Below are 26,122 nucleotides of genomic sequence, written 5' to 3' on the forward strand. Positions count from 1 at the left end.
GCGTTGCATGAGCATGAGCCGATGATGGCGAACGCTGTCCTCGAGGGTCACGTCCGTCTCCCTCCTTCCGAAACCCGCCAGGTCTCGGTTGGAGTATTCGGAGGTTGGACTGTGACCCTCTTGCTGTCACGGGAGGTACCCTTCCAAGTGTCAACACTACATCCAATCAGTACATCCTAGGGGGCGCTCACGCGCCCGCGGCTTCCGTCGCGGACGGCCTCCGAGACGCTCCCAGCGGCAGCGCCACGGTGACCGCGAGCCCTCCCCCACCCCGGTTCTCCGCCCAGATGCGCCCCCCGTGGAGTTCCACGATGCCCGCCGCGATCGTCAACCCGAGCCCGACCCCGCCCGCGTCGCCCGGCCGGCGGATGCGGTGGAACTTGTCGAAGATGCGGTTCAGTTGGTCGTGCGGCACACCGGGTCCGCGGTCGGCAACCTGGATGCACACCTGCCCGTCCTCCCACCACGCGCGGACGTCGATGGCGGTGGTCGGCGGCGTGTAGCGCAGGGCGTTGTCGAGGACGTTGATCAACGCCTGGATCATCAGCACAAAGTCCATCGGGATCTGGGGAAGGTTGGGTTCCACCGCGACCTTGATCTCGCGTCCCGTGAGCGCGTCGCCCATCTGCGTCAAGACCGCACCGACCAGGTCCTCGATGTCCGCGCGCTCCAGCCGAAGCCTGACGGCCCCTCCCCCGAGCCGCGTCATCTCCAACAGGTTGCCGACGAGCCGGTTGAGGTAGTCCGCCTGCTCCTTCGCGGTCTCCAGCAACTCCCGCCGCGTCTCGGCGTCCAGCACCGCGTCTGCGTCGACGAGGCTGCTGACCGCGCCCGTGATCGAGGCGAGCGGCGTGCGCAGATCGTGCGAGATCGAGTTCAGCAGGGCCGACTGGAGCCTCTCCGTTTCGCGCGACAGCTCCAGGCGGCGCGAGACGTCCGCGAGGTTGGCCCGCTCGATTGCGAGCGCGGCCTGACTGGCGAACGCCTGGAGCAGACGCCGCTGCTCCTGCGTAAGATGGTCCCCCTCGTCGGGCGGGCGCGTGATCCCGAGCACGCCGACGACGGCCTGGGCGGTCTTGAGGGGCAGATACCGCGCGCGCGCACCCGGCAGCGTGTCGGTGCCGTACCCGGCGGGCTCGCCGTGCCGGAACGCGTACGTCGCCACCGCCAGTTCGTTCTCGTCGAGCGGAAACTTCGGCGCCATCAGCGCCGGCCGGAGCGACTCCCCGGCCGGCAGGAGGACCGCGCCGTCGCGCCCGAACGTCGCGGCCAGATGCCGAAGGACGACGTCCACGATCCGGTCGACGTCTCGCGCGGCGGCGAGATCGTTGCTGAGCGCGTACAAGACCGTCGTGTACGCCTCGCGGCGCCTGACGGCCTGCGCCTGTTCCCGCGCGCGGCCCGCCAACGTGCTGATCACCAGGCCGACGACGAGCAGGCCCGCAAACGTGAGCAGATACTGCGTGTCGGACGCTCGAAACGAGAAGCGCGGGGGCGCGATGAAGAAGTCGTACGCGAGGACACCGAGCGTGGCGGTGGTCACCGCCGGCCCCCGTCCCCACTGCAGCGCAACGATCACGACGGCGAGCATATACAGCATCGTCAGATTCGCCGCGTCGATGAGCCCGCGGACGAGCAGGCTCACCGCGGTCACCGCGGCGACGATCGCGATGCTGTACAGGTAGGGCCGGCGCGGCTGTGACCGCCGTGCCGGCCGCGCCACCGCGGGGAGCGGGCCCGCCTCGGCCGGGCTGCTCACGACGTAGACATCCATGGCGCCGCTGGCTCGCATGACGCGGTCGACCACCGACTCCCGGAACCACTCGACCCAGCGCGGCCGGTGCGAGGCGCCCACGAAGATCTTCGTCACGTTCTGCGCGCGCGCGTACCGGATGATCTCTTCGGCGGGGTCAACGCCCGGCAGGGTCACGGTCCGCGCCCCGAGTTCCTCGCCGAGCCGAAGTGTGCGGGCGATCCGATCGAGCGCGGCCTCCGACAGCGAGCTCTCCTTGCTCGTCTCCACGTGGAGCACGATCCATTCCGCATCGAGCCCGGCGGCCAGTCGCCGGCCGGCACGCACGAGCCGCTCGCCGATCGGCTCCCCGTTGACGCACACGAGCACCCGCTCGCCCGCGGGCCAGGGCCCGGGGATGGCGTGCGCGCCCATGTACGCGCGCATCGCCTGGTCCACGTGGCCGGCCAGGTAGCGCAGCGCCAACTCCCGCAGGGCCGTCAGATTTCCGGGGCGGAAAAACTTCTGAATCGCCTGGACGGCCTGCCCCGGCACGTACACCTTGCCTTCGCGTAACCGCTCGATCAATTCATCGGGCGAGACGTCGACCAGCTCCACCTCGTCGGCCGTCTCCACGATACGGTCGGGGATCGTCTCCCGTACGGTGATGCCCGTGATCTGCGCGACCACGTCGTTGAGGCTCTCGATATGCTGGACGTTCAGAGTGGTGAAGACGTCGATCCCGGCCGCGAGCACCTCCTCGACGTCCTGACACCGCTTGGGGTGCCGGGAGCCCGGCGCGTTCGTGTGGGCGAGCTCGTCGATGATCGCGAGGTCCGGGCCTGCGGCGAGCACGCCGTCGAGATCGAGCTCCTCGAGCGCGACCCCCCGGTACTCCACGCGGCGCCGCGGGAGCATGGGCAGCCCGGTGAGCAGCGCCTCCGTCTCCGCCCGGCCGTGGGTTTCCACGTACGCGATGAGCACGCGGCGCCCGTGCGCCACTTGCGCCCGTGCGGCCTCCAGCATCGCGTACGTCTTCCCGACGCCGGCCGCGTACCCGAGGAACAGCTTCAGCTTGCCCCGCTGCCGGCGGCGCTCCTCGGTCTCGGCCTCGCGGAGGAACGCTTCCGGACGCGGCCGCTCGGCTTCACCGCTCCGCACGGCTACTCGCCTCGTTCCGAGATCCGGCGGCGCTCACGTTGCCGCGCGCAGCCGATACCCGACCCCGGGTTCCGTCAGGATGTACTGGGGTCGCGCAGGATCCGGCTCGACCTTGTGACGCAGCTTGCTGATGTTCACCCGCAGCAAATTCGTGTCGGGGTCGTACCCGGGGCCCCAGACTTCGCGCATAAGATGCCGGTGGATCAGGACCTTGCCGGCGTGCACCGCGAGCGTCTTCAGCAGGACATACTCAATCGGCGTGAGCGAGATCTCCCGCCCCGACACCGTCACGACGCGATGCGCGACGTCCACGACGAGGTCCCCCGTCGCGATTACGGGCTCTTCCGCCGGGCGGGCGGCGTGCCGCAAGGCCACGCGGACGCGCGCCAGCAGCTCGCCGGTGCTGAAGGGCTTGGTGAGGTAATCGTCCGCCCCGGCGTCCAACGCCGCGATCTTGTCCTCGTCCTGCCCCCGCACGGACAGCACCACGATAGGAATTGCGGACCACTCCCGGAGCCGCCGGGTCACCTCGATGCCGTCCGTGTCAGGCAGGCTGAGATCGAGAATGATCAGGTCCGGCCGCTGCGCCGCCGTGGCCTCTTCACCCTCCTGCGCCGACGCCGCCTCGAGCACGCGGTAGCCGTGCGCGGTCAGCGACACGCGCAGGAACCGGCGGATCGCCAACTCGTCATCGACCACCAGAATGCGGGGTCCGTCCTCACCCATACCGCGGATCTTCATCTCCTTCCGTCCGGGAGCCCCCCGCCCGGCACGGCGCGCCGGGGGTCACTATCCACCCGGTTCAACTCTAGCATAAACGGTCGAGGAGCGACGCGGCCAGCGTCGAACCCCCCGGTATCAGACCCATGAGGAGGGCTCGACGTGCTGGTCGTGGACAGTCATCTCGACCTGTCGATGAACGCGCTCCAATGGAACCGCAACCTGCTCGCCTCGGTACAGACGATCCGGACCCAAGAGAACTACACGCCGGGCAAGGGCCGAGGCCAGGGCACCGTCGCCTTTCCCGAGATGCGGCGCGGGCGCGTCGCGGTCAGCTTCGCCACGCTCATCGCGCGGTCGACGGGCAGGCCGGCCCCTCACATCGACTACGCGACGACCGCCCAAGCCTACGGCGCGGCGCACGGCCAGCTCGCCTACTACCGCGCGCTTGAGCGACAAGGACACGTGCGTATCCTCGGCGACGCCGCCGGGCTCGACGCCCACGTGGCGGAGTGGGAAGCCTGGGACGCCGCGCACCCGAGTGACAGCCCGGCCCCCACGCCCCCGCTCGGGTTCGCGATCAGTCTAGAAGGGGCCGACCCCATTCTCGACCCCGACGATCTCGCCGCGTGGCACGCGGCGGGACTGCGGATGATCGGCCTGACGCACTACGGCCCCGGACGCTACGCGGGCGGCACCGGCACGGAAAACGGGCTCTCCGACCTCGGCGTCGCGCTGCTGGCGCAGATGCAGCGGCTCCGCGTCGTCCTCGACCTCACGCACTCCTCCGACCAGGCGTTTTGGCAGACGCTTGACCGATGGGACGGCCGCGTCATGGCCAGTCACAACAACTGCCGCGCGCTCGCGCCCCATCAGCGCCAGTTCTCCGACGACCAGATCCGCGCCATCATCGAACGCGACGGGGTGATCGGGGCCGCGCTGGACTGCTGGATGATCATGCCCGGCTGGCGGCACGGCGACCCGAACGAGCACATCACCCTGCGTCACGTCGTCGACCACATCGACCACGTCTGCCACCTCGCCGGCAACTGCCGGCACGTCGCGATCGGCACCGATCTCGACGGAGGCTTTGGCCGCGAAGGCACCCCGCACGACCTCGACACGATCGCGGATCTCCAGAACATCGCCGTCCTCCTCGAGGAGCGCCACTACCCGCCGGCGGACATCGCCGCGATCATGCACGGCAACTGGCTCCGATTCCTGCGGGCCGAATGGGCGCACCCGTAACGGGTCCCGGGACGATAGCACGCTGCAGCTTGGGCCGGTCGGCGGCGAAGCCGTGGGGCGTCGGTCGAGTCTCGGGAACGGCCGCGGCGGCGTTTAGGCGTCAGTCGAACTCCCGCCTCGGCGGCGCTTGATCCACCCCCACCCGCCCCGCGGTGATTTCGGCGACGAAATAGTTCTCCCCGCGCACGGGAGCGCCGGCCAATCGCCGCCGGGTCGCGATCTGTCCGACATGCGTCAGCGCGTCGGCGATGGGACCCTGAAAGAGGCGCTCCACCGGAGCACGCAAGGGCGCATCCGAGGCAAGGTACGCGTCGAACGCTTGGAGCGAAACGAAGAAGCGCTCGATTTGCTCGGGCCATGCCAACACATGGGAGTTGTGCCACGCCTGCGTCCCCTTCGCCAGCGACAGCGCCCAATCGAGCAGGTCGCCCATGTGGGCGAGGATCTCCCCCGGGGTCCGGGCCGTGTCCGAGATCCGGAACTCCCCGAAGTCGGCCGGCGCGCCGCGCAGGGCCTTTGCGGCCCGGTACGCCAACGTGGCCACGCAGTGGCGAAGAACGCGCCGGCCGGAGCCGGCGGCCGCCTGTTCGATATCTGTCATGATTGGTCGGCCTCCTTGGACACTCGCGCTCCCACCGCACCATCGACGTGAGACACGCGCAGATAGACGGTCTGCCAATTGCGAGGGAATGCAACGATATCGACGCGTAGTTTAGCAGCGAACCCGCGGATCTCCTGGCAACGCCACTGCCCGTGGGGACGCGACGCCGTCACGTCCCTGCGGCCGACCGGCGAGGAAGGCGCGCTGATTGTGGAGAGGCTGCGCGGCGTTTGGGCGAGAAGCGGTGGAGGCGCGTACACGCCCGCCACAGTCCGCTGCGGGACGGCCGTGCGCATACCACCACGGCAGCGCATGCGCCGTCTCGACACGCGCCAGCGCGGAGCGCTGACAGAACCGGGGAGCCAACGGAGACGGTTGAACGGCGCGAGGATCTCGTTCTGAGCGCGGGGGGAGGTTGAGATGGGAAGGCTGCTCGGTCCCGACGTCCTCGTCCGTCTGGAGGGGCTTGTCGCACTTGTGCTAGCGGTGTGGGCGTACGGGATGCAGGGGGACGGTTGGTTGCTCTTTATCGCGCTGTTCCTCGTCCCCGACGCGGCGATGCTCGGCTACCTTGCGGGGCCGCGGGTGGGGGCAGCCATCTACAACGTGTTCCATACATACGCCCTTGCCGGTGCCGTGGCCGGCCTGGGTGTCGTGACCGGCCGCGATCTCATGGTGTCCTGCGCGCTCATCCTGACGGCGCACATCGGAATCGACCGACTGCTTGGCTTTGGTCTCAAATACCCGAGCGGATTCTAGGAAACGCACCTGCAGCGGCTGTAGCCAACCGGGTCAGGCAGCAGAGTGGGGCCGCCGCGGTCGCCCCGCTACGCCCGTAGTCCGTCGTACACCCACAGCACCGCCCACACATACCACTGCGTCTCTGCGTACGGAGGGATCCCGCCCCAACGCCGCACGGCCCCTCCGCCGGCGTTGTACGCGGCCAGCGCAAGCGGAAGACTGTGGAACTCGTCGACATCCAGCCGCAGCAGCCACGCTGTCCCCATCAGGTTCTGCAGCGGGTCGCGGGGGTCGACGCCCAACCCGGCCGCGGTCTCGGGCATGAGCTGGCCCAGGCCTTCAGCGCCGGCGGACGAGACGGACTGGTGGTTGAACCGACTCTCGATGAAGACGACGGAGGCTACGATGCGCGGATCGATGCCGTAGCGCGTCGCCGCGCTGAGCAGCGTGGAGCCGAGCCACTGCGACTGTGCCGCGGACAGCGACGGGTTCACGGCGTGCACGAACACGGCATACTCTGCGGGTGAGCGCAGGTGCCAACGCGGGCGCGCCACTTCGACGCCGAGCTGCCGGAGCCAGGTGATCGCGCAACTCTGCTCGGCCAACGACGGATGTCGGCGGAGCGCCTCGTTGAACCACGCCAGGGCGACCGCACGATCCCCGCGCGCCATCGCGACCGCCCCGAGCCAGAGCGCCGGGCGCGCCGCCCCGGGCGCTTCGCTTGCCGCCTGGGCGAACGCGGTCCACGCCTCTTCGAGGCGCCCGCTCTGGTAGAGCGATTGCCCGCGGGCCAGCAGCGCCCACATGTCGGCCGCGTCGCTCCGCGCAGCGGCGCCCGCCACGAGAAGCGCGGCGAGCACAACGGCGGCGGCAATGCCGCGCCCTCTCCCCACGTTATCCGGCGACACGGCTCACGTACCAGCGCAGGAGGCTGGGCCCCCACCACAACGCGAGCAGCGCCCCGCCGGCGAGCATCGGCCCGAACGGCACGTAGTCGCGGCGCCCCTTTGTTCGGCTGGCGAGCAGGACGACCCCGACGACGCCCCCCACAAAGATGCCGAGCAGGATCGCGAGCGCCCCGATCGGCCACCCGAGAAAGGCACCGATCATCGCCGCCAGCTTGACGTCGCCGAGCCCCATCGCTTCCGCCCCGGCGATCATGGAGCCCAGCACGGTGACCAGGAAGAGGCCCCCGCCGAGCGCGCCCGCCGTAAGCACCGAACCGGCGACGGCGCCCCACCCCGCCGGAACGGCGCCGAGGATCCCCAGGGCGATACCGGGATACGTGATCGCGTTCGGGATGATCCGGTGATCGAGATCGATGAAGAACACGATGACGAGGAGCGTTTCCAGCACCATCGCTCGGAGCGCCTCGAACCCCGGGCCGAACAGGAGCGCCGTCTGCGCGAACACCACGCCCATGAGCACCTCGAGCAGCAGGTATCGCCGCCCGATCGCGCCGCGGCAGTGGCGGCAGCGGCCGCGCAACAAGAGGAAGCTCAGGATCGGGATGTTGTCGTACCAGCGGACGGGCGCGCCGCACCCGGGACAGTGAGATCCGGGCCACACGATCGACTCATGCCGGGGCATCCGGCTGATGCACACGCTCGCGAAGCTGCCGACGATCGCCCCGAGGCAGAAGGCGTAGATCCAGAGACCGAACGATATCATCGTCTAGGCCGCGGCACGTCCGCCCGACCCGTGCATCCGGCGCCCCGTCGAGGCAGCGGCCGGCCGGGTCACGGGCACTGTTGCACCAGGGTGTACCCTCGGGAGACAGCATCCCACTTGTCGAGAAAGATGACAAGATGCCGCATCGGCGGGAGGTGGCACGACAGCGGGTACAGCTGCTTCGTGTCGGTATCCCCGGCGTAGACGAAATCCGACGCCCGGAACGCCGGGTTGGCCGGCGCCAGCGTGCTCGGCGCGGGCGGGATCACCACGGTCGGTCCGCCCCGCGGTGCCGCCGGCGGCATCGCGCCCGTGTATTGCGAAAGATCCACGCTCAACGCATTCAGCCGATCCCCGGCGTCAAACGACTTGTCCACGTCCCCGGCCGTATAGTACGCCTCCTCCAGCAGCAGCCAGGCGCCGATGTTCTTCGGGTTCAAGGACACGGCGCGCTCCAGGGCGGCGATCGCGCGCTGCAGGTAGTCCGCGCCGTACGAGATCGTCCCGTTTCGGTTGAGACTGGACGCCTGCCAGTACGCCACCCCGAGCCAATAGTACGCGTCCGCGTCCTGATCGGACGCGGCGACGGCCTGCTGGTACACGGCGATCGACTGCTGGAACTCGGCCTCCGTCGGATGGATGACAGTGTCCGCGTACGGAGGCACGGCGGCGCCGGCCGTGGTCACAAACGCGACCACGGCGGCGACGCACAGCCCCACAACCTGTCCGACAGGTGACCTCATGTGCCCACCTTGGGCAGGATGTGCGGGGTGATGATGAAGATCACTTCGTTGTCCTCGTGATCGGTGTTCGTCTCACGGAACAGCCACCCTACGATCGGGATATCCCCGAGCAGAGGCACCTTCACGGTCGTCCGCGTGTCGTTCTTCTGGATCAACCCGGCGAGGATGATCGACGTCCCGTCCTTCACCGTCAGCGACGTCGTGGCTTCGCGGGTGGTGATCGTTGGCGGCACGCCGTTCGAGGGCGGCGTCGCGATCGCGCTGACCTCGGGGTGCATGTTCACCGTCAGGTTACCGTCGCGGTTCACGCGCGGCGTGATGTTGAGGATCACGCCGGCGTTGATGATCACGACCGACGGCACCCCCTGGGAGTTCAGTACCTGGAACGGGATCTGGCTGCCGATGTTCATGGACGCGGTCTGGCCGTCGAGCACCGCGAGCCGCGGGTTCGCGAGCAGCTTGGCCTTGCTCTGCGAGATCAGCAGGTTGAGCTGCGCCGTCACGGGAGCCGTGGTCGAGAACCCGAACGACAGCCGGCCGGTCGAGTTGTCCGTGCCGGTGCTGTTCAGGTTGAACGGAATCGGATTCTCCCACTGCACGCCCAGGTTCTTCGTTTCGCTGGTGGGGATCTCCACCACCGACGCCTCGATCAGCACCTGCGCCAGCGGCAGGTCTGTGCTCTTTTGGAGCGCCGCCACCTGCGCGATCTGCGCCGCGCTCGCGGTGACGATCACCGAGTTGCTGGCCTTGTCGAGCTTCGCAGTCTTGATGACGGCGTCGGGCAACTGCGAGCCCATGAGGTCAAGGAACGTCGAGGCGTCGATGTAGTCGAGCTTGAAGACCTGGGTCACGGTGCGCGCCGACGCGACGTCCACGCCGCCGAGGAGCGCCTGCACCTTGGCCTGGTCCTCGGCCGTCGCCACCACGTAGACCGTGTTGTTCGACGCGTCGACGGACGTCTGCTCCTTCTTGATCCCGGTGACGGGGAGGATGTTCGCGACAAAGTCCGTCGCCAGGATGTTCGTCAAATGGTAGGCGCGCATGAACGGCTTCGCCAGCTTCGCCTGGTTCTCGACGATGATGTTGTTACCCACGGTCGTGTAGCCGAGCCCGTTGGGCTGCAGGATGAGCTGCATCGCCTGTTCGAACGTAACGCCCACGAGCCGCACCGTGATCTTGCCCTTGACGTCGGTGTCCGTGACGATGTTCTTCCCGGTCAGTTTTGCCAGCGCGGAAATCACATCGGCGATCTCGGCGTCGTGCAGCTCCAGGTTGATGGTCTGCGGCGAGGCCTGGGCTTGGGCCTGGGCCGCCGCGGCGGCGGTGATCGGACCCGGGGGCGTCGCGCCCGATGCGGGCGCCGCGGCCGGGCCCGCGGTCACGGTCTCGACCGGCACGCCGACCACGATCGAGCCACCGTCTGCCGGGGTCGTGACCGCGATCTTCGTCGGACGTGCGAGCTCGAGCACGAGGCGAACGACGTCTGGTTGGAACTGACCGATGCGTACCTGCCACACCGGCCCCTTCGCCAGCGGCAAAATGCCGCCCGGCATCCCGAGGACCGCCCCCTGCACGTCGATCACGGCGGTGGCAGAGCCCCCGTTCACGACCTGGTAGTGTACCGGTCCGGACACCTCGGCCGTCACCAGGATGTCGGTGGGCGTGCTGGTCAGCGTGACACCGGTCACTCGGGCCGAGTCGGCGAGCGCCGGCGAGGCCGGCCATGCTGCGAACGCTAGGGCGACGGCGACCCCGATGACCAAGGGCAACGACAGCCGCCGACAATGAGTCCTCACTATCACACACCTCCCAGTGGCAACTCGAACGTCACGCCATCTCGCTTCAGCACAACCTTCTCCGGTTGAATCGACACGACCACCGCGCCGTTCACGTTCTCCCCCACGCCGACAACAAACGTCTGCCCGGCCGATTCAATGATCGCCACGCGCGGCTGATTGCCGACGATCCCCGTCACCGTCATGCCCACGCCGGGTGAGGCCGGCGCCATGCCGGCGCCGCCGGCGCCGGGCGGCAAGGGCAGGCCGACTCCGGTACCCGAACCCGGCGTCGACGTGCCGATCTGCGGTGCGGATCCCGCGGGTCGCTCGGCCGCGAGCGGCACGAACGGATCCGCGCGCCCGGTGGGCCCGGTCGGGATCGCCGGGGTGGCGGAAACGGCGGCCGACGACGCCGTCGTCCCCTGCGCCGGTCCGCCGCCCGCTGGCGGCGTCCCAACCGTCTGCTGCGACGCCGCGGTCTGGACCGTGGCCGACGCCGCAGGATGCGCCGCACCGGTGTACACGAGGCGCGGCGACGAGACGTGCGCGGTTCCCCCGCCGCGTACGTTGACGTACAGCGCGGCGAGCGCCGCGACGACAAGCACCCCGATCAGCCAGGGGAGTGACTTCGTGGACTGTCGCGCAGTCATCGCGCCCCTCCCGCGGGTGCGACGTAGGCCGTGGTCGAGATCTGCATCGACAGGATCGGCGTGGACGACGGCGCCTGCCCCTTGCGGGGTTGCGCGGGCGTCAGCCGGAGGTCGGAGATTGCGAGAAACCGGGGAAAGCCCTCGATCCCCTTCGCAAACTTGAGCAGCGACGCGAAGTCTCCCTCGGCCGAGATGTCCACGCTGAACTGCTGGTACCCGGCGAGCGGTGCGGGCGCATTCTGCCCGGCGGGCGCATTCTGGGCGGCGGGCCGCTGGGCCCCCCCGGATGTCGACGGGACCGTGGCCCCGACCTCCCCAGTGATCGAGGGCACTGGCGTGCCCGTCGCTCCCGGCTGCGGCGCCACTGCCGGCTTGAGCGCGCTCGGCCTGATGGATCTCAGGTCCACGCCCGACTGGTGCGCGAGGGCGTCGAGCTGCAGGAGCAGGGTCGGGATCTCCCGGGCGGAGGGCAGCTTGCCCTGAAAGGCCTGAATGCTGCTCTGCATCTCGGCGATCTGTTGCTGCAACGCATCTTTCCGCTGTGCCTGGCCCTGTAGTTGCGTCAGATCCGCCCGGCTGGCCACGAGGCGCGCGGCCAACTCGGCGTTGACCTGGCCCCGGGGCACGTACACGAACATGTAGAAGACGACGACGAGCACGAGGAGCCCCACACCCCACAGTAGCGCCCGCTCACGCGGTTGAAGGGATTTCACCGCGTCACCCCCTGCTGCGCCTGCGACGTGACGGGATGCGCACTCAGCGTCCCGACCACCTCGAACCGCACGACATTGCGATCACCGATCGAATCTGCGTTCGTGCTGCTCAGATCGACGTTCTCGAAACTCCCGGACGCGCCGAGCTGGACCATGAACCGAGCCACCTCCGGATACGAGAACGCGTAGCCATCGAAGGTCGCGAGGTTCGCTCCCGACGTGGCCATCGACGTCAACCAGACGTTCGATGGGATGACCGCCTGGATGGTCTGCAGCGACTCGGCGGCCGGCATCTCGAACGCGAGCAACTGGCGAACCACCGCCTCCTCTCCCTGGAGCGCGGCCGCCTCCTGTGACAGCTGTTGCACCTGCAGCGCGACCGGGCGGAGCGCATCGGTCTGGTGTGCGACGTCGTTGATCTGCGCTTGAAGCTGCCCGCTGCGGTGAATCAATAGGAAGCTCCACACCAGGAGAATGCCGACCACCGCGACTGTCGCGCCAATCCACAGTTTGCCGCCCGCCGGTGCCGGGCCGGCTCGCCGCCGTTCGGACGCCAGTAGGTTGATCGTGATCATCGTTCGCGCGCTCCTCTCAGGGCCAGCCCCACGGCGACCGCCATCATCGGCCCGACCTCCGCCAGGCGGTCCGGCGGGAGCGCCGCATCCACCTGGTGCGTCTCAAACGGGTTGCCCACTTCGACGGGGACGCCGAGTTCGTCGCCGAGGTACCGGGCGAGGTTCGTGAGCTTCGCCGTCCCACCGGTCAGCACGACCTTGGCGATCGCCTGTCCGCGCGACCGGGCGGTGTAGAAGTCCATGGAGCGGCGCACCTCAGTGAAGATGCTGGTGATCACCGGGAGCATGGCCTCGTGCACGTGCTGTACCACCATATCCTCCGCCCGCTGGCCCTCCACCAAGATCTGCGCCTGCCGCTCCTTGAGCGTCTGGGCGGCGTCGAACTCGATGCTCATCGCCTCCGCGACCGCCTTGGTGACCGCGTTCCCGCCGATCGGGATGTTACGGGCCAGACGGAGACGATCGCCCTCCATCACGATGATGTCCGAGCTCTCGGCGCCGAGATCAACGTAGACCGTCGCATCGCCGTGCGGCTCGGCCGAGTCGTGGGAGCCGTTCGAGCCGTTTGTCTCGAACGCCCGCACCATGGAGAACGATGTCACCTCCATGACCGACGACGACAGGCCCACTGCCCGCAGCGGCGCGAGCTGGCGATCGACCAGTTCCTTGCGCGCAGCGACGAGGAGAATGTCGAGCTGTTTCTCCTCCAAGCTCTTACCGAGCACCTGGAAGTCCCGGCTCACGTCCTGGACGCCGGCCGGCAGGTACCGCTCGGCCTCGAACGCGACCGCGCGCTCCAGCTCGATCTGCGGCATCTCCGGGAGCTTGAGCTCTCGGATGATGACCGCCTCGCCGCCGACGGCCGTGACCACCCGCTTCGTGCGGATCCCGCCTTCCTCGAGCAGCGCGCGAATCGCGGGCGCCAGCACCGCGGGATCGGTCGCCACCCCTTCCGTCACCGCCCCGGCCGGGGTGGGCGCGAGCGCGACGCGAGAGATCTTCAACTTACCGTCGGCGGGCACGACCTCCACGGCCTTCAGCGCATGACTGCCGAGGTCCAGCCCTACCGATGTCCGGTGCCTGTGTAGACCCATTGGCTCCTGTCTCCCTGACGGACCCACGCGGGTCCCAGAATCACTGCTTCTTGCCGCTGCCGGAGCGCGTCCAGAGTGGAACACGCGTTCTCACACCTCTGGCACGTCCCGCCAACAGTACCTGATGCCCAAAAGAGAGGACACATAGACGACACACTGGGTCGATATCCGCCGAACTTTTTACGGGAATCTCTGCGCACTTATGGAGAAATCCGAAAACTCCCTAGGAACGACAAAGCCGAGATGCGTGACGCGGGGCGCGTGTGGTGGCCGTGATCAGTAGGCGCAGGGTTGCCCGCCGGCGGTGACGAGGCACGTCACCTCACCGCTGGCGCGCACCGTGATCGTCCTCGACCCGGCGCTGTTGCTGATCACGACCGTCTGGTCCGTCGTGTACGCCGTGGCACCGGTGTTATTGAAGGGCATTCCGAGACACGAGAACAACAGCTGATTCGACGTGAGCGACGTGCTGTTCACCGTCACCCCGGACGGCAGCAGGTCGTTCTCGGCCGTCGACCACGTGCCGGAGACCGGGAGCGCGCACCGGTTCGTGATGGCGCCCCCGGTCGGCGACAGCGCTTCAACGGCGTACGCCCCGCTCGCCGCCGTAAACGAGACCAGGCTCAGGTAATGTTGCGTACGCGCGCGATCCTCCGCGGCGCGGAGGTCACTCACGAGTTGCTGGCCCCCGAGATCGAGGTTCCTGGACGCCTGGTACCCCGACAGCAACGGGATCGCGATAATAATGAGAAGCGCCATGATGGCGAGCGCCACCGTGAGCTCGATCAGGCTGAGCCCGGCGTCCGCAGGGGCGCTCCCGGGCGTGCGCGGCGTCCACGCCGCGCCACGACTCATGCGTCCCATCGCCCGCGCCTTAGAACACTTCCTGCCACGTCGCGTGGCTGGCCGGCGTATCGGTCAGGCCGGGGAAGTTCGCGGAGTAGTTCCCCGCGACTGGGAAGAACGGCGGCACGATGCCGTTGTTGATCGTGCGCGAGTCGAACGTGATCGCGTTCGAATATCCGCTCACCGCACAGAGGTTGCTGGGGGGATTCGTGCAGCTCCGGAACGTCCCGATGAACCCGGCGTAGTTCGCGATCTTCCCGCCGAGCAGCGTCCACGTGCCGGGGGAAATCGAGTCGTAGTTGTTGACTTGGATCATCCCGGTCGCCGACATCAGGAACGCGTCGGTCTCCAGGTTCGTCGGCGCCTGGTTGATGTTGACGTTCCCGCCGGCCGAGAAGACGCCGAGGATGTTGTTGGGCTGCGTGCCGCTCGACGTCGGCTCCGTCTGGTAGCGCAGGTTCTCGTTGATGTTGATATCGCCGCCCGCGGCCACCGTCATCGCGGTGTTCGAGCTGATGCACGAGCCGACCAGGTTGGTGTTGTTGCTGTTTTGGCCCAGGTCGGTGCTGTCCGACGGGCACGACGACGACGAGCTCTCCGTGCGTCCGCCGAGTGCCGCGATGCTGCCGCTCGTGTAGACCATGCCGTTGGGCTGGCCCGCGTAGGTCGTGGAGTTGTTGGTGACGCTCCCGCTGTTCGCGGTCGACTTCGTCGCGACGACCGTCTGATTGCTGGTCTGGTTGACCGTGATCGTGGTCACGAGATTCCTGACGCCTGAGGACGGGTTCGATTGGGTGACCGTGGTGACCTGATTGCCGTTGCTGTCCAAGGAGAAGCTCATCCCCGTCAGATTGTTGTCCTGGATGTAGATCCCCCCGGTCAGCGTCTTTGAGCTGCCGGAGCCCGTCGACGGGAGATAGGTGCCGTTCGGCGGGGGGTTGGAGCTGCAACTGCCGCTGCACAGACCCAGGTCCTGGTTGATCTCCTGGTTGGTCACGGCGGTCACGGTGTTGGGGTTCCCCCCGATCGCCGCGCGCACCTGGCTGAACGCGTCCGTGGGCATGGGGATCAGGCTCGCCAGCCGGTTGAACGCCGACCCGCCCTGCGCGTATGTCGGGTTGTCCACGTTGCACGTGCCACCCGGAGGCGGCGGCGAGCACCAGTAGTTCTTGTCCTGCGGGTTGCCGTTGTTGTAGAAGTGCACCAGCCCTTGGGCGGCCTGGGTCCCCACTACGCACTGACCGTTACTGTACGTGAAGCTGTAGTCTGCCTGCTCGACCGAGCCGTTGAATGTCGGGTCTCCCGCGAGCTGCATGCGCCCGTTGGTGTGCACCGGTCCGTTGAACGAGTTCGACGTCGTGAAGTACCCGCCGCTCGTACACTGTCCGAAGGTCGGCGCCTGCCCGAAGAAGTTGAGGAAGTACGCATAGTCGGCGAAGCTGCCGGGCGTCACCACCACGTCGAAGTTCTTGCTCAGCTGCACCTGGCGGGTCGCCTGCGAAGACACCCCGCGCGACAGGATCGTGTAGGTAAAGTGGAACGTGTACGTCGGGACCGTGGCTGGGCCCGTCTGTTCGATGTACGTGCCGGCCGGGTAGCTGGCGTTGGTTACGAGCCGCGGAGTGATCGTGACCTTGGTCGCGTACGAGCCGTCCCCCAGCGACTGCAACTGATCGGTCGTATAGGCCGCGAGGTACATCGTCGGGTAGTTCGCGACCTGGGCGACGACCGCGTAGCTCGCGCCGCTCGTCTGGACGGCGCCGGTGGTTGTCCAGGCGTTGTTGGTGATCGTGTTGCAGCACGCGTTCGTGCTGCTCGCGAAGCCCGCGTAGTTGAGGATCGCAAGCGGAGTCTCCCCGCTGGCGGGACTGCCGTTGGCGTACATCGTCGACATCGCCGTCTGCAGCGCGGTCGAACCGCCGGACACCTTGGTGGCATTCGTCGAGAGGTTTTCCACCAACTGATAGACCGACTCGCGCGCGACCGTCGCGCCCCCGTCGGCGAGGTAGAATGCGTCGGTGGCGGTCAGCTGTTGCCGCCCGGAGATGAGCTCCTTCCCCGTGAGGTACATCACGAGGACCGCGAGCAGCGAGATCACAAAGACGATCGACAGCACCGTGATCAATGCGATGCCTGACTCCGAACCTTGCCGTCGAGCCCGGCGGAACCGCGCGCGCAGTCCGGCTGCCGTCATACCTATGCACCTTCCCCCCAAGAGTCCGACTCGCCTACTTGTTACGGAAGAACACGTCCGACGTGAACGTGCGGGTCTGCGCGCCCAACGTCGCCGTGATCGACACGGTGACGCGGTACGCGTTGCCGGCGTTTGCCACGGCCAAGGTATTGGCCGGAACGGCGTTGTCGTAGTAGGTTAGCGTGAACGCCGTGACGTTCGCGGCGACATCGGAGGCCGTCCCGCCGTTCACGGCGCGCGTGATCGTGCTGCTCCCCGTGAGCGCGTACTGAACGGTATAGGCCGTCCCGGGGCTGACCGGATTGTTCGCCGGGATGCTGAACGTCACCGACGGTGTCGCGCCCCCGCTCGCGGTGGACACGCCGCTGGCCCACTGCCCCTCCTCTTCGAACCGTTCCATGGCGTAGCGCGCGTTCTGCTGCACCTGCAGAAAGTTGTTGGTCAGCCGAGACGACTGCGCCTGCGTCGCAAGCAACCCCCAGATGCCGCCGGCCGTAATGGAGAAGACGGCCATCGCCACAACCATCTCGACAAGCGTGAACCCGCGCGTCGAGCGGTGGGGATCCACGGGCCGGGTCATTGTCCGACCACCGTCGTCAACGTCGCCAGCGGCGTCGCGTTGGCGCCAAGATACACGCTCGCCGTGACCGTCTGATAGTTCATCGTGGCGTTCGTCGTCACCGCCGTCTGAAGCTGGTACGGGGTGCCGGCCACGGCGGCGCGGGCCTGTGCGGTGACCGGATACCCGCCGGTGGCGGCCGCCTGCGCCCGCGCCTGCTCCAGGGCCTGCCGCGCGAGGTTCGCCGCCGCGGTCTGTTGGTTGGTCACGGAGGTCTGCCCCATGCTCCAGTCGAACCCGGACATCAGCGGGATGAGGACCACGGCGAGAATGGCGAGCGACACCATCACCTCGATGAGGGTGAACCCGCCCTCGACGCCGGCCGCACGATGCGGTCGGCCCGCCGCCTCCGCGGCCAGCGAGACGTCTTGTCGAGCAACTGTCGATCTTGGAATCCAGCGCCTCACGCCGTGCTCACCTCGTCTGCGACCTCGTCGATGGATGCAGCCGCCGCCCGCGTCTCACCGCGCAGCACGACCGGCATCGTCTTTGCCAGCACGATCATATCCAACCAGAGTGACCAGTTGTTCACGTACCAACGATCGAGCCGCGTCCGCTCCCGGAACGGCAGCGCGTTCTTCCCGCTGACCTGCCACAACCCGGTGAGCCCTGGACGAACATCAAGCATACCATCCTCATCCACGAGCGTCATCTCCCGCGGCAGATACGGCCGCGGCCCGACGAGACTCATGTCGCCCCGTAACACGTTCCACAGTTGCGGGACTTCGTCGAGACCGTACCGGCGGAGCACGCGGCCGACCGGGGTCACCCGCGGATCGTCCCCCCGGAGCTTCCGATAACGGGCCCACTCGGCTGCGGCCCCCCCGTGCCGCGCCAAGTGCGCCTCGAGCCGCTGGTCCGCATCCACGTACATCGTCCGCAGCTTGTAGCACGCAAACCGCCCCTGACCCCGCCCGATCCTGGGCTCGACGTGAAACGCGGGGCCCGCGGAGCCGATCCGGATCGCTGTCGCCGCCGCAGCCACGACGGGGAGGCACAGCACGGCAAGCGCGGTCCCCACACACAGGTCGAACCACCGCTTCACGGCCAGGTTCCAGGGCTTCAACAGATTGTTGGGCACCCGGAGCAGCAGGGCGCGGTCCTCCACGAACCCCAGCACCTCCACCCCCAGCACGGGCACCTCCCACAGATCCGGCGCGATCAGGACGTTCTCGGCGACCGGACGAACGCGCTCGACCAGCGTCAGGAGTTCCGCCCGCCCCAGCGCCGACGTCGTCACGATGATCTCTCGGGCGTCCAGCGCGACCGCGCGGCGCGGGACCGCGGCCGGGTCGGTCAGGACCTCGACGACCTCGTACCCGAGGGTCTTGTGCCGACGCAGCGCCGCAACGACGGCGTCCGCCACAGGCCCGCACCCGAGGAGCAACGCCCGCTTGCGCCACGGGCCAAGCGCGACCAGCGCTTCCTTCGTCGCCAGCCGGAGCAACGGCAGGACCACGAGCAGCCCCGCCCACGCCAGCACCACAACCGGCCGCGACATGTCGTCGCTGATCTTGGCCGCGGAGAGCACCGCGAGGATGACGAGCCCGCTCGCGGACGCGCCGAGGAGGCAGCGCCGCACTTCCTCCCAGTAGGGGTCCCGGCGCGTGTACAGCCCGGCGTACGCCAGGCAGCCGAGATACGCGACCGGGACCCACCAGAGAGCAAGATAGTGCACGAGCGGGTACGTTGGGCGGGCAAACGCCGGCGAGATCACCGGAAGGATCTCGGCGCGTACCGCCACCGCGGCGGCGAGCGCCAGCGCTAGCGCGGCGAGGTCGCAGGCGGCAAGAGACACCGCCGATACTGCCCGCGCCGCCGCGCGGGACACGACCCGTTGCCTCGGCACCGCAACGACGAACTCTCTCATCGTCCCCCTGGTCGGAAGCGCACCCGACACCATTCCGTGAAGCATATGCCCAAAAAGACGACGTTCAGGACCAAATATCGCCGCCACAGGCGGCGCGGCTCGCCCGCCAACCGCCAGAACCACTCCAGACCGGCGCGCCGCATCCACCCCGGGGCGCGCCGTCTCGTGCCCGCGGCGTAGTCGAGGGCCGCCCCGCAGCAGACCGCGACAGGCACGTGGAGTTGGTCCCAATGCTCATGGACCCATGCCTCCTGGGTCGGCGCGCCGAGGCCGACAAACAACACGTCCGGTCGAGCATCCCGCACCGCTCGCACAGCGTCGTCCCCGGCTTCCCCCACCCAGTGGAATCGCTCCGCGGGCGTAAAAGTGCCGGCAACCCGCAGCCCGGGATACCTCCGCGTGAGGGCTTCAGCGGCCTGCTGCGCCACCCCTGACCGTCCGCCACACAAGAAAATGGTCTTCCCGCGAGCCGCCGCGACTCGGCACACCGCCGGGAGGAGGTCAGAGCCGGCGACCCGCGCCGGCAGCGGGCGACCGAAGAAGCGGGACGCCCAGACAAGGGACATGCCATCTGCCAGCCGAAGCGCCGCTCCTTCGCACGACGCGCGGAAGACAGGGTCCCGGCGGAACAGCACCACGTGCTGCGCATTGGGCGTGACGACATACCCGCGGCGGCCTCCGTCGATCGCCCGGAAGATCGCCGCGACTGCACCATCGAGATCCACGTCGTGGAGCTGCATCCCCAGTAGGGGCACGACCGGCGCCCAGTCGTCGTCCTCCGCCCCTGAGGCTCCCGTCTCGGGCTCCCTCCTCGCCGTTGCCCCTGTGGGACGGCGCTCCTCGATTCGGTGCCAGTCGTCGTTGGGCAGGTCCGCGGAACGTCGCGTCATGGCTGTCCGCGTCGCGACGGTCGAGGAATGGGTCGAGTGACGCGGCTCTTTCCCGACACCTTCTCGGCGAGCGCCGCGAGCGTGGCGTCCCTTCTTTCGACGGAGAACCGATCGAGGACGTGGGCCCGCCCCTCGGCTCCCAGCCGTCGTCGAAGTTCCGGATCGCGAAGCACGCGAAGGACCGCCGCCGCGAACTCGCGCGGGTCGTCCGCGACGAGCAGATGTCGGTCGGGCACCAAGTCAAGGCCCTCGCACCCCGCCGTCGTCGAGACCACCGCGAGCCCGCGCGCGAGCGCATGCAGGATCTTCAGACGCACCCCTCCCCCGATGCGGAGCGGTACCATGAAGACCGCAGCGCTGTGGTAGATCGAGTCGGTGTTCTCCACATACCCCAACACCCGGATGCCGCCTCGCTCCGCTGCACTCTGGACGTCATGCGGCGGTCGCGGTCCGGCAAACACAACCTGCGCGTGTTGCAGGTGCGGAGAGACATGTGGGTGCACCTCGCGGAGGTACCAGCGCAACCCGTCGGCGATCGGCGGCCAGTGGTGCGTCCCCAGATAGACCACGTTCCGGCGCTCAGGACCGTCCGGTGTGGCCTCAACCGGGTCCACCGCCGGCGGCGCAACGGTGATCGGGCCACGCACCCCAAGCGCCTCAAGCCGCCGGCGATCTAGGTCCGACAACGCCACGATGGCGTCGAACACGTTGCAACTGTCCCGTTCGAACGCACGGAGGTGCCGCAGCTCGAACTGCCCCGCCCCCGACGCCAGCGGGCCCCGGCGGGAGAGAAACGCCTCCACGAGATGGCTCTCCACGTTGTGCTCCTGCAAGATGCGAGGCCGATCCAGATCCGCGACGTATGGGGCCGTGTACAATGAGTCGGCCACGATCACGTCATACGCGGGCGCCATCTCCCGAATGCGCCGCCGCATCGCGTCCGAGTAGTCCCGCAGGATGTAGTACGGCACGCCGCGGGCCGCGCACAACGGCAGGAAGAACACCCGAGGTGACCGGCGGCGGAGCGGCAGCGTCACCACCCGCCCGGCGACTTGGGATACGTGCTCCATCCCGTCGACCCGGGTCCACGGAGGTACGAACGCGCACAGGTCAACGGATCCCAGGCGCGCCAGACTCCGCAATGTGTCCCACGCAACCGCCTTGCCTCCCGTGTCGGGAGGGTACGGGATGAGGTGGGTGACCAGTAGGGTTCGCATGGGTTGGTTGCGTGTGCATCCTCGCGAGGCAACGACACACGTCAGCAGCATCTCCGACAGAGCATATGCCCACAACAGCGCAAACTCCAGACGGGTCACGGATGTGGCGCACCTCGCCATCGACCAGCGCAACATCCCGAGCATAGGACTTGATCCGCGGAGAGAGAATGTGCGGAGAAGTCTAACGCTCCAGTGAGACGGAGGGCCCATGCCACAGCATCCTGCCAAGTTTGGCGTCGCGCGGCGGCTGTCCAGAGCCATCAATCGGGCGCTGGGCGTCGCTGGCGTCCGCCTGGTCCGGACGTCAACGATCAGAAACCTGCAGGCGGCGCGGGATGCGGCGGATCGGTATCGGATCATCGCGGTTGAAGACTACCTAGTCGATCTGCTGCGACTCTCCCTCCGGCCGCTCGACCCCGAAGGTCTCGTGAGGCTCCAGATTGTAACCGATCATCCTGTCGCGATACATAGTGCCGACCACCTCGTTCCACACGGTGCGAAGCACGATAGTACCCGGCATCCTCGTTTCGTCGTTGCGTGCGGTAAGTTCTTTGGCAAGAAGATCTTTCATCTCGATTTGGGATGTGCCGGAGGGGGGCTGGTGTGGGATTTCCTCATCGCGGGACACCAGTCCTACGGCATCGAGGGCAGCGACTACCCGCTCGTCAACCAACGAGCCCTGTGGCGCGTAATCCCCGATAATTTGTTCACCGCGGACGTGACCGAACCGTTCCATTTCGTCAACGGAGAGGGTGCGCGACGCAGGTTCGACCTCATCACCGCCTGGGAAGTGCTCGAGCATCTTCCGCGAGAATCGCTGCCGCGGTTCTTTGAAAACCTCCGCCACAACCTCGGTGATCGTGGCCTGTTTGTCGCCTCGGTCGCCACCGTGCCGCACGTGGACATGGAGACCGGTACAGTGTGGCATGTTACGGTCGAGCCCAGGACATGGTGGGTCGAACAGTTCGAACGCGCGGGGTTCGAACGCGTCTTTGACGTGTTCGCCCATCGAGACTATGTGAGGGGGTCGGCGAACCCGAGGACCGATGACCCGGACCACGAGGCGGATCCGGACAGAGGGTTCCATCTCGTCGTCAGGGCACCATAGCGCGTTGGGGAGGCGCGAGAACCGGGTAGGCCGCGGATGATCTGTGCGGGTCTCGACAATGCAAAGACGGGGAATGAAGTGTCTTGGTAGCGGCGTTCGTGGGCTGCGTGGCGGCATCGCGCCTTGCCCCGGCGGGACGGGACGGCGACTCCACGCTATGGAGGAGCTGCATGGAGACCACACCGAGTCTGATCTTGTCTAGAGGACGGGGCAGCCGGCTGGGCCCGCGAACGTGCACGTTTGCAACGCCACCGAGTCCAATCGACGCCGGCGTGAGAGACGTCAGCGTCGCCATCGGTCCCGCGACTGGCAACGAGATCCGCAATGCCCTGTGGGACCGGGCGCGCTCGGGGGCACGGTTCACCCACCCCGTCCCGCAGGCCCAGACGATCCAATGGGATGCCGATCACAGAGCGTAGTGGCAGCGAGCACGCCACGCGCGGGACCTGCTAAGAGGATGGCGCACCGAGCGATAAGCTATTCGCCGGCCGACGTTGCCCGCAAGTCGCTGCGGGGTGCGGTCGCGCTCGGGATCCGGCAGGTAATCACGCAAGGCGCGAACGCGGCCGGCAGCATCCTCCTGGCGCGCGTGCTCTCCCCAACGCAATTCGGCTTGGTGGCCGTGCTCACGTTCGGGATCAGCTTCCTCACATCGTTTGGAGGGACCGGGTTTGCTGCGAGCCTCATCCGGGAGCCCGCTGAACCGGTGGAAGATGACTATCGTGCGCTCTTCACCGTTCAGGAACTGGTGGTCTTGGTCATTGCCGCCGCAGTCGTCGTAATCGCCCCCAACATCGCACGTACGTACCATCTCCCTCCCGAGAACGCGTGGCTCTTCCGGCTCGCCGCACTGGCCTTCGCGCTCACATCCCTCATGGTCGTCCCGCAGGTGCGTTTGGAACGCCACCTCGACTTCGGACGATTGGCCGTGGTCGAGGTCGCCCAGGCGCTGGTGTACAATGCCGTGGCGGTGCTGCTTGCCCTGCGTGGATGGGGCGCCCTCTCTCTCGCGGTGGCGCTCGTCGTGCGCTCGGCGATGGGGGCGGCCATGATCAACCTGGTCAATCCATGGCGCCCCGCACTGCGCTGGGATTGGGCACGCGTGCGAACCCATCTGTCCTTTGGACTGCCGTACCAAGGAATCGCGGCGGTGTCCCTGATGAAGGACAGCGTCACCCCGGTGTTCATCGGTCTTCTGCTTGGGACCCAAAGCGTAGGCTATATCAGTTGGGCTTCGTTCGTCTCCACGTACCCGGTCCTCGCCTTGTTCGCGCTTCAGCGGATGTACCTTCCGGTGTTTGCGCGGCTGCAGACCGCCCCCGGGCTGGCGCGCTACGTCGAGCAAACGATCTGGGCGACAAACGCCTTGGTCGCACCGCTGGCCGTGTTGACGCTCGCCTTCATCACCCCGATCACCCATCTTGTGTTCGGCGACCAATGGCTCGGCGCCCTCCCCCTCTTCTATATTCTGTGGGTTGCGAATCTCTCCATCGCCACCGCCACGCCGGTGCTCGGCCTCCTCAATGCGCTCGGCAGGTCGCGCACGACGTTCGCATTCGCGGCGATCTGCGCGGCCACGATGTGGGCGGCGGGCGTGCCGCTGAGTTGGAGATTCGGCGCGGTGGGCATCGCCTGGGCGGACCTCGCCGTGCAGGTACCCACCCTATTGTTCTTCCGCGCTGCGCAAGCGCGCGTCCCGTTTCGCATCCTGCCCGTCGTCGTCCCGCCTTGGATCTGGGCTGCGATCGTCGGACTGCTCCTGTTCGGGGCCCAACATTTCCGTCCGATCACCCGGTTGACGGACCTCGTCGTCTATTTCGCCTGCGGCCTGACGGTCTACGGAGCAGGACTCGCCGGCGCGTACCGGCGCGAACTCGGCCGGGCGTGGTTGTCGTGGAAACGTAGCATCTGGTCCCCAGCATTCTGATGAGCGCGCGCCACGAGGACGCATCTCGACCAATCGGATCGCAACCGTCCATTTCCTTCGTTCTCCCCGGGCCCGGACGGACGCCGATTGGCGGATTCAAAGTCGTCTATGAGTACGCAAACCGCTTGAGCGAGCGAGGCTACGGCGTCACGGTCGTGCATGCTGCCGGCGTCGAGTCCGATACCCCCTTGATGCGGATGCCAATGCTCACGGCACGGTATCTCCGCCGACGGCTGTTGGGGGGATACCGCCCCGATGCGTGGTTTACGCTCAACCCGCGGGTCTCCATCGCATGGGTGCCGTCCCCCGCGGCTCGATACGTGCCCGACGCGGACGTCGTGGTGGCCACGGCCTGGCAAACCGCCGAGTGGATCGCGACATATCCTCCGGTCAAGGGCAAGAAACTCTATCTCATACAACACCTCGAGAGTTGGTCCGGGCCGGCGGACCGTGTCCTCGCCACGTGGCGGCTACCACTCCGCAAGATCGTGATCGCCGAATGGTTACATAACTTCGCTGCCACGCTTGGGGAGGCCGCCGACTACGTCCCAAATGGACTCGATTTTGCAACTTTCGGATTGGACCGCCCGCCTGAACTGCGGGACCCCGACACTGCATTGATGCTGTACCATACCGCAGAGTGGAAGGGCTCGTGCGACGGACTGCAGGCGCTCCGCTTGGCCAAGATCGAGCGCCCGGCGCTTCACGCGACGCTGTTCGGGATCCCCGAACGGCCACGCGATCTCCCCGGCTGGATCGAGTACCGCCGGATGCCGGAGCAAGGGGTGCTTCGGCAACTCTACAACGGCGCCGCGGTCTTTCTCGCGCCGAGTTGGTCCGAGGGGTGCGCCGCGCCGCCTGGAGAAGCCATGATTTGTGGATCCGCTGTCGTCGCCACTGACATCGGCGGCCACCGCGAGTACGCGATTCCCGACAAGACTGCCCTCCTGGCGCCCGCGAAAGACCCGCCCGCGTTGGCACGCGCGCTCGTGCGCATGATCCGCGACGATGCCCTTCGCCTGCAGCTTGCCGGCGCCGGGCATGCGTTCATCCGACGGTTTACATGGGAACGCGCCGCAGATGCCTTCGAACATGCGGTCCGAGCGGCCCTCGGACCTAGGCGGTCGTGACGCCACTAGTGTACGTCGTGATCGTCAACTGGCGCGGCTGGCGCGACACGCTGGCGTGTCTTGCGTCGCTCGGGAAATTGAACTACCCGCGATACAAGATTGTGGTCGTCGATAACGGTTCCGGCGACGACTCGGTCGCCCGCATTCGCGCGGCGCACGCCAGCGTGACGCTGCTTGAGACAGGATGCAACTTGGGATTTGCGGGAGGCAACAATGTCGGCATTCGCCACGCGCTGTCCGACGGCGCGACCTACATCTGGCTCCTCAACAACGACACCGTCGTCGATCCGAATGCCCTGACCGCCATGGTCGCTGTCGCGGAAGCCGACGCCCACGTCGGCGCCGTCGGCGTCGTGCTGCTCGACATGACAAGCCCGGACCGGATCCAAGCGTGGGGCGGTGGCCACGTGAATATGTGGCTTGGGCGCTCACGCTATTGCGCCGCGCCGACTCCGGCGGGGCGTCTCGACTACCTGAGCGGGGCGAGCATGGTCGTTCGGGCCGACGTCTTCCGACGCATTGGCGCGCTCGATGACGGCTTTTTCATGTACTGGGAGGACACCGACTTCGCGTTCCGCCTGCGTCGCTCGGGTTACCGCCTCGCCGTCGCGGAGCACGCCCGCGTATGGCACAAAGAATCTGCCAGCACCGGCAAGAACAGCGCGGTGTTGGACGCGTACTTCAGCGCCTCAGCGGTACGTTTTTTCCGTCGGTACGCCCCGCTCGCCGTCGTACCCATCACGATCGGCGCAGGCAGCAAGATCTTGAAGCGCGTCTGGCAAGGGGATTGGGAACGCGTGCACGCGGTGTGGCACGGCCTTCGCGGACATCCGCTGCGCGGTTCGAATCGTCAGCACCGATCACCGTAGCACGGCACACGGTCCTGCGTCCGTT

General features: G+C 67.6%; 24 protein-coding genes. 6 read left to right on the forward strand and 18 right to left on the reverse strand.

Features of this window, described 5'->3' with window-relative positions; translation table 11 throughout:
• Window positions 1–187: 187 nt before the first annotated feature.
• Both VKZ50_19705 and VKZ50_19710 read right to left on the reverse strand, forming a co-directional pair.
• Window positions 188–2,893: a sensor histidine kinase KdpD gene (locus VKZ50_19705; GenBank protein ID HLJ61958.1), complete on the reverse strand. Its 2,706-nt coding sequence runs from the start codon at window positions 2,891–2,893 to the stop codon at window positions 188–190.
• A 33-nt stretch (window positions 2,894–2,926) separates the two neighbouring features.
• On the reverse strand, window positions 2,927–3,634 hold the full coding sequence (locus VKZ50_19710; protein HLJ61959.1) for a response regulator: 708 nt from the start codon (window positions 3,632–3,634) through the stop codon (window positions 2,927–2,929).
• A 141-nt stretch (window positions 3,635–3,775) separates the two neighbouring features.
• Here VKZ50_19710 and VKZ50_19715 point away from each other — a divergent pair, with 141 nt between their 5' ends.
• Entirely contained in the window at window positions 3,776–4,861 is a 1,086-nt protein-coding gene (locus VKZ50_19715) for a membrane dipeptidase (protein ID HLJ61960.1), read from the forward strand.
• A 100-nt stretch (window positions 4,862–4,961) separates the two neighbouring features.
• On the opposite strand, the gene VKZ50_19720 is transcribed toward VKZ50_19715, so the two are convergent.
• Entirely contained in the window at window positions 4,962–5,462 is a 501-nt protein-coding gene (locus tag VKZ50_19720) for a hypothetical protein (GenBank protein HLJ61961.1), read from the reverse strand.
• Window positions 5,463–5,882: 420 nt separating this feature from the next.
• Here VKZ50_19720 and VKZ50_19725 point away from each other — a divergent pair, with 420 nt between their 5' ends.
• Window positions 5,883–6,221, forward strand: a complete 339-nt coding sequence (locus VKZ50_19725) for a DUF4260 domain-containing protein (protein HLJ61962.1) — start codon at window positions 5,883–5,885, stop codon at window positions 6,219–6,221.
• Window positions 6,222–6,289: 68 nt separating this feature from the next.
• On the opposite strand, the gene VKZ50_19730 is transcribed toward VKZ50_19725, so the two are convergent.
• From VKZ50_19730 to VKZ50_19800, 15 genes are all read right to left on the reverse strand, one after another.
• Window positions 6,290–7,096, reverse strand: a complete 807-nt coding sequence (locus VKZ50_19730) for a lytic transglycosylase domain-containing protein (GenBank protein HLJ61963.1) — start codon at window positions 7,094–7,096, stop codon at window positions 6,290–6,292.
• Between the two features lies 1 nt (window position 7,097).
• Entirely contained in the window at window positions 7,098–7,874 is a 777-nt protein-coding gene (locus VKZ50_19735) for a prepilin peptidase (protein HLJ61964.1), read from the reverse strand.
• Between the two features lie 68 nt (window positions 7,875–7,942).
• Window positions 7,943–8,617, reverse strand: a complete 675-nt coding sequence (locus tag VKZ50_19740; protein HLJ61965.1) for a tetratricopeptide repeat protein — start codon at window positions 8,615–8,617, stop codon at window positions 7,943–7,945.
• On the reverse strand, window positions 8,614–10,413 hold the full coding sequence (locus tag VKZ50_19745; GenBank protein ID HLJ61966.1) for a secretin and TonB N-terminal domain-containing protein: 1,800 nt from the start codon (window positions 10,411–10,413) through the stop codon (window positions 8,614–8,616). The genes VKZ50_19740 and VKZ50_19745 overlap by 4 nt, the downstream gene beginning before the upstream one ends.
• A gap of 2 nt (window positions 10,414–10,415) precedes the next feature.
• On the reverse strand, window positions 10,416–11,045 hold the full coding sequence (locus VKZ50_19750) for a hypothetical protein (GenBank protein ID HLJ61967.1): 630 nt from the start codon (window positions 11,043–11,045) through the stop codon (window positions 10,416–10,418).
• Window positions 11,042–11,758 (reverse strand): type 4a pilus biogenesis protein PilO, encoded by a 717-nt coding sequence (pilO, locus tag VKZ50_19755; protein ID HLJ61968.1) that lies wholly within the window; start codon window positions 11,756–11,758, stop codon window positions 11,042–11,044. Before pilO ends, VKZ50_19750 begins: the two co-directional genes overlap by 4 nt.
• On the reverse strand, window positions 11,755–12,333 hold the full coding sequence (locus VKZ50_19760) for a PilN domain-containing protein (GenBank protein HLJ61969.1): 579 nt from the start codon (window positions 12,331–12,333) through the stop codon (window positions 11,755–11,757). Before VKZ50_19760 ends, pilO begins: the two co-directional genes overlap by 4 nt.
• Window positions 12,330–13,427 (reverse strand): type IV pilus assembly protein PilM, encoded by a 1,098-nt coding sequence (gene pilM, locus VKZ50_19765; GenBank protein HLJ61970.1) that lies wholly within the window; start codon window positions 13,425–13,427, stop codon window positions 12,330–12,332. Before pilM ends, VKZ50_19760 begins: the two co-directional genes overlap by 4 nt.
• Window positions 13,428–13,703: 276 nt before the next feature.
• Window positions 13,704–14,282, reverse strand: coding sequence for a prepilin-type N-terminal cleavage/methylation domain-containing protein (locus VKZ50_19770; GenBank protein HLJ61971.1), 579 nt, complete (start codon window positions 14,280–14,282; stop codon window positions 13,704–13,706).
• Between the two features lie 19 nt (window positions 14,283–14,301).
• A complete protein-coding gene (locus tag VKZ50_19775) occupies window positions 14,302–16,467 on the reverse strand; it encodes a DUF4900 domain-containing protein (protein ID HLJ61972.1) in 2,166 nt (721 codons plus the stop codon).
• Window positions 16,468–16,501: 34 nt separating this feature from the next.
• Window positions 16,502–17,047, reverse strand: a complete 546-nt coding sequence (locus VKZ50_19780; protein ID HLJ61973.1) for a prepilin-type N-terminal cleavage/methylation domain-containing protein — start codon at window positions 17,045–17,047, stop codon at window positions 16,502–16,504.
• A complete protein-coding gene (locus tag VKZ50_19785) occupies window positions 17,044–17,493 on the reverse strand; it encodes a type II secretion system protein (protein HLJ61974.1) in 450 nt (149 codons plus the stop codon). The genes VKZ50_19780 and VKZ50_19785 overlap by 4 nt, the downstream gene beginning before the upstream one ends.
• Window positions 17,490–18,956 carry an exopolysaccharide biosynthesis polyprenyl glycosylphosphotransferase gene (locus VKZ50_19790; protein ID HLJ61975.1) on the reverse strand — a complete coding sequence of 489 codons (1,467 nt, stop codon included), beginning with the start codon at window positions 18,954–18,956 and terminating at the stop codon, window positions 17,490–17,492. Before VKZ50_19790 ends, VKZ50_19785 begins: the two co-directional genes overlap by 4 nt.
• Complete coding sequence (locus tag VKZ50_19795) at window positions 18,953–19,846, reverse strand: WecB/TagA/CpsF family glycosyltransferase (GenBank protein ID HLJ61976.1); 894 nt, start codon at window positions 19,844–19,846, stop codon at window positions 18,953–18,955. Before VKZ50_19795 ends, VKZ50_19790 begins: the two co-directional genes overlap by 4 nt.
• Window positions 19,843–21,162, reverse strand: a complete 1,320-nt coding sequence (locus VKZ50_19800) for a glycosyltransferase family 4 protein (GenBank protein HLJ61977.1) — start codon at window positions 21,160–21,162, stop codon at window positions 19,843–19,845. The genes VKZ50_19795 and VKZ50_19800 overlap by 4 nt, the downstream gene beginning before the upstream one ends.
• 109 nt (window positions 21,163–21,271) lie before the next feature.
• On the opposite strand from VKZ50_19800, the gene VKZ50_19805 reads away from it, so the two are divergent.
• The 4 genes from VKZ50_19805 (at window position 21,272) to VKZ50_19820 (ending at window position 26,097) form a co-directional block, all read left to right on the forward strand.
• Entirely contained in the window at window positions 21,272–22,171 is a 900-nt protein-coding gene (locus VKZ50_19805) for a methyltransferase domain-containing protein (GenBank protein ID HLJ61978.1), read from the forward strand.
• Between the two features lie 457 nt (window positions 22,172–22,628).
• Window positions 22,629–24,098, forward strand: coding sequence for an oligosaccharide flippase family protein (locus VKZ50_19810; protein ID HLJ61979.1), 1,470 nt, complete (start codon window positions 22,629–22,631; stop codon window positions 24,096–24,098).
• 125 nt (window positions 24,099–24,223) lie between these two features.
• The gene (locus tag VKZ50_19815; GenBank protein ID HLJ61980.1) at window positions 24,224–25,228 is read left to right on the forward strand and encodes a glycosyltransferase family 4 protein; all 1,005 of its coding nucleotides are present in this window, start codon (window positions 24,224–24,226) and stop codon (window positions 25,226–25,228) included.
• Window positions 25,225–26,097 carry a glycosyltransferase family 2 protein gene (locus VKZ50_19820; protein ID HLJ61981.1) on the forward strand — a complete coding sequence of 291 codons (873 nt, stop codon included), beginning with the start codon at window positions 25,225–25,227 and terminating at the stop codon, window positions 26,095–26,097. The genes VKZ50_19815 and VKZ50_19820 overlap by 4 nt, the downstream gene beginning before the upstream one ends.
• The last annotated feature ends 25 nt before the right edge of the window (window positions 26,098–26,122 follow it).

This window comes from bacterium (genome assembly GCA_035295165.1).
Lineage (GTDB): Bacteria > Sysuimicrobiota > Sysuimicrobiia > Sysuimicrobiales > Segetimicrobiaceae > JAJPIA01.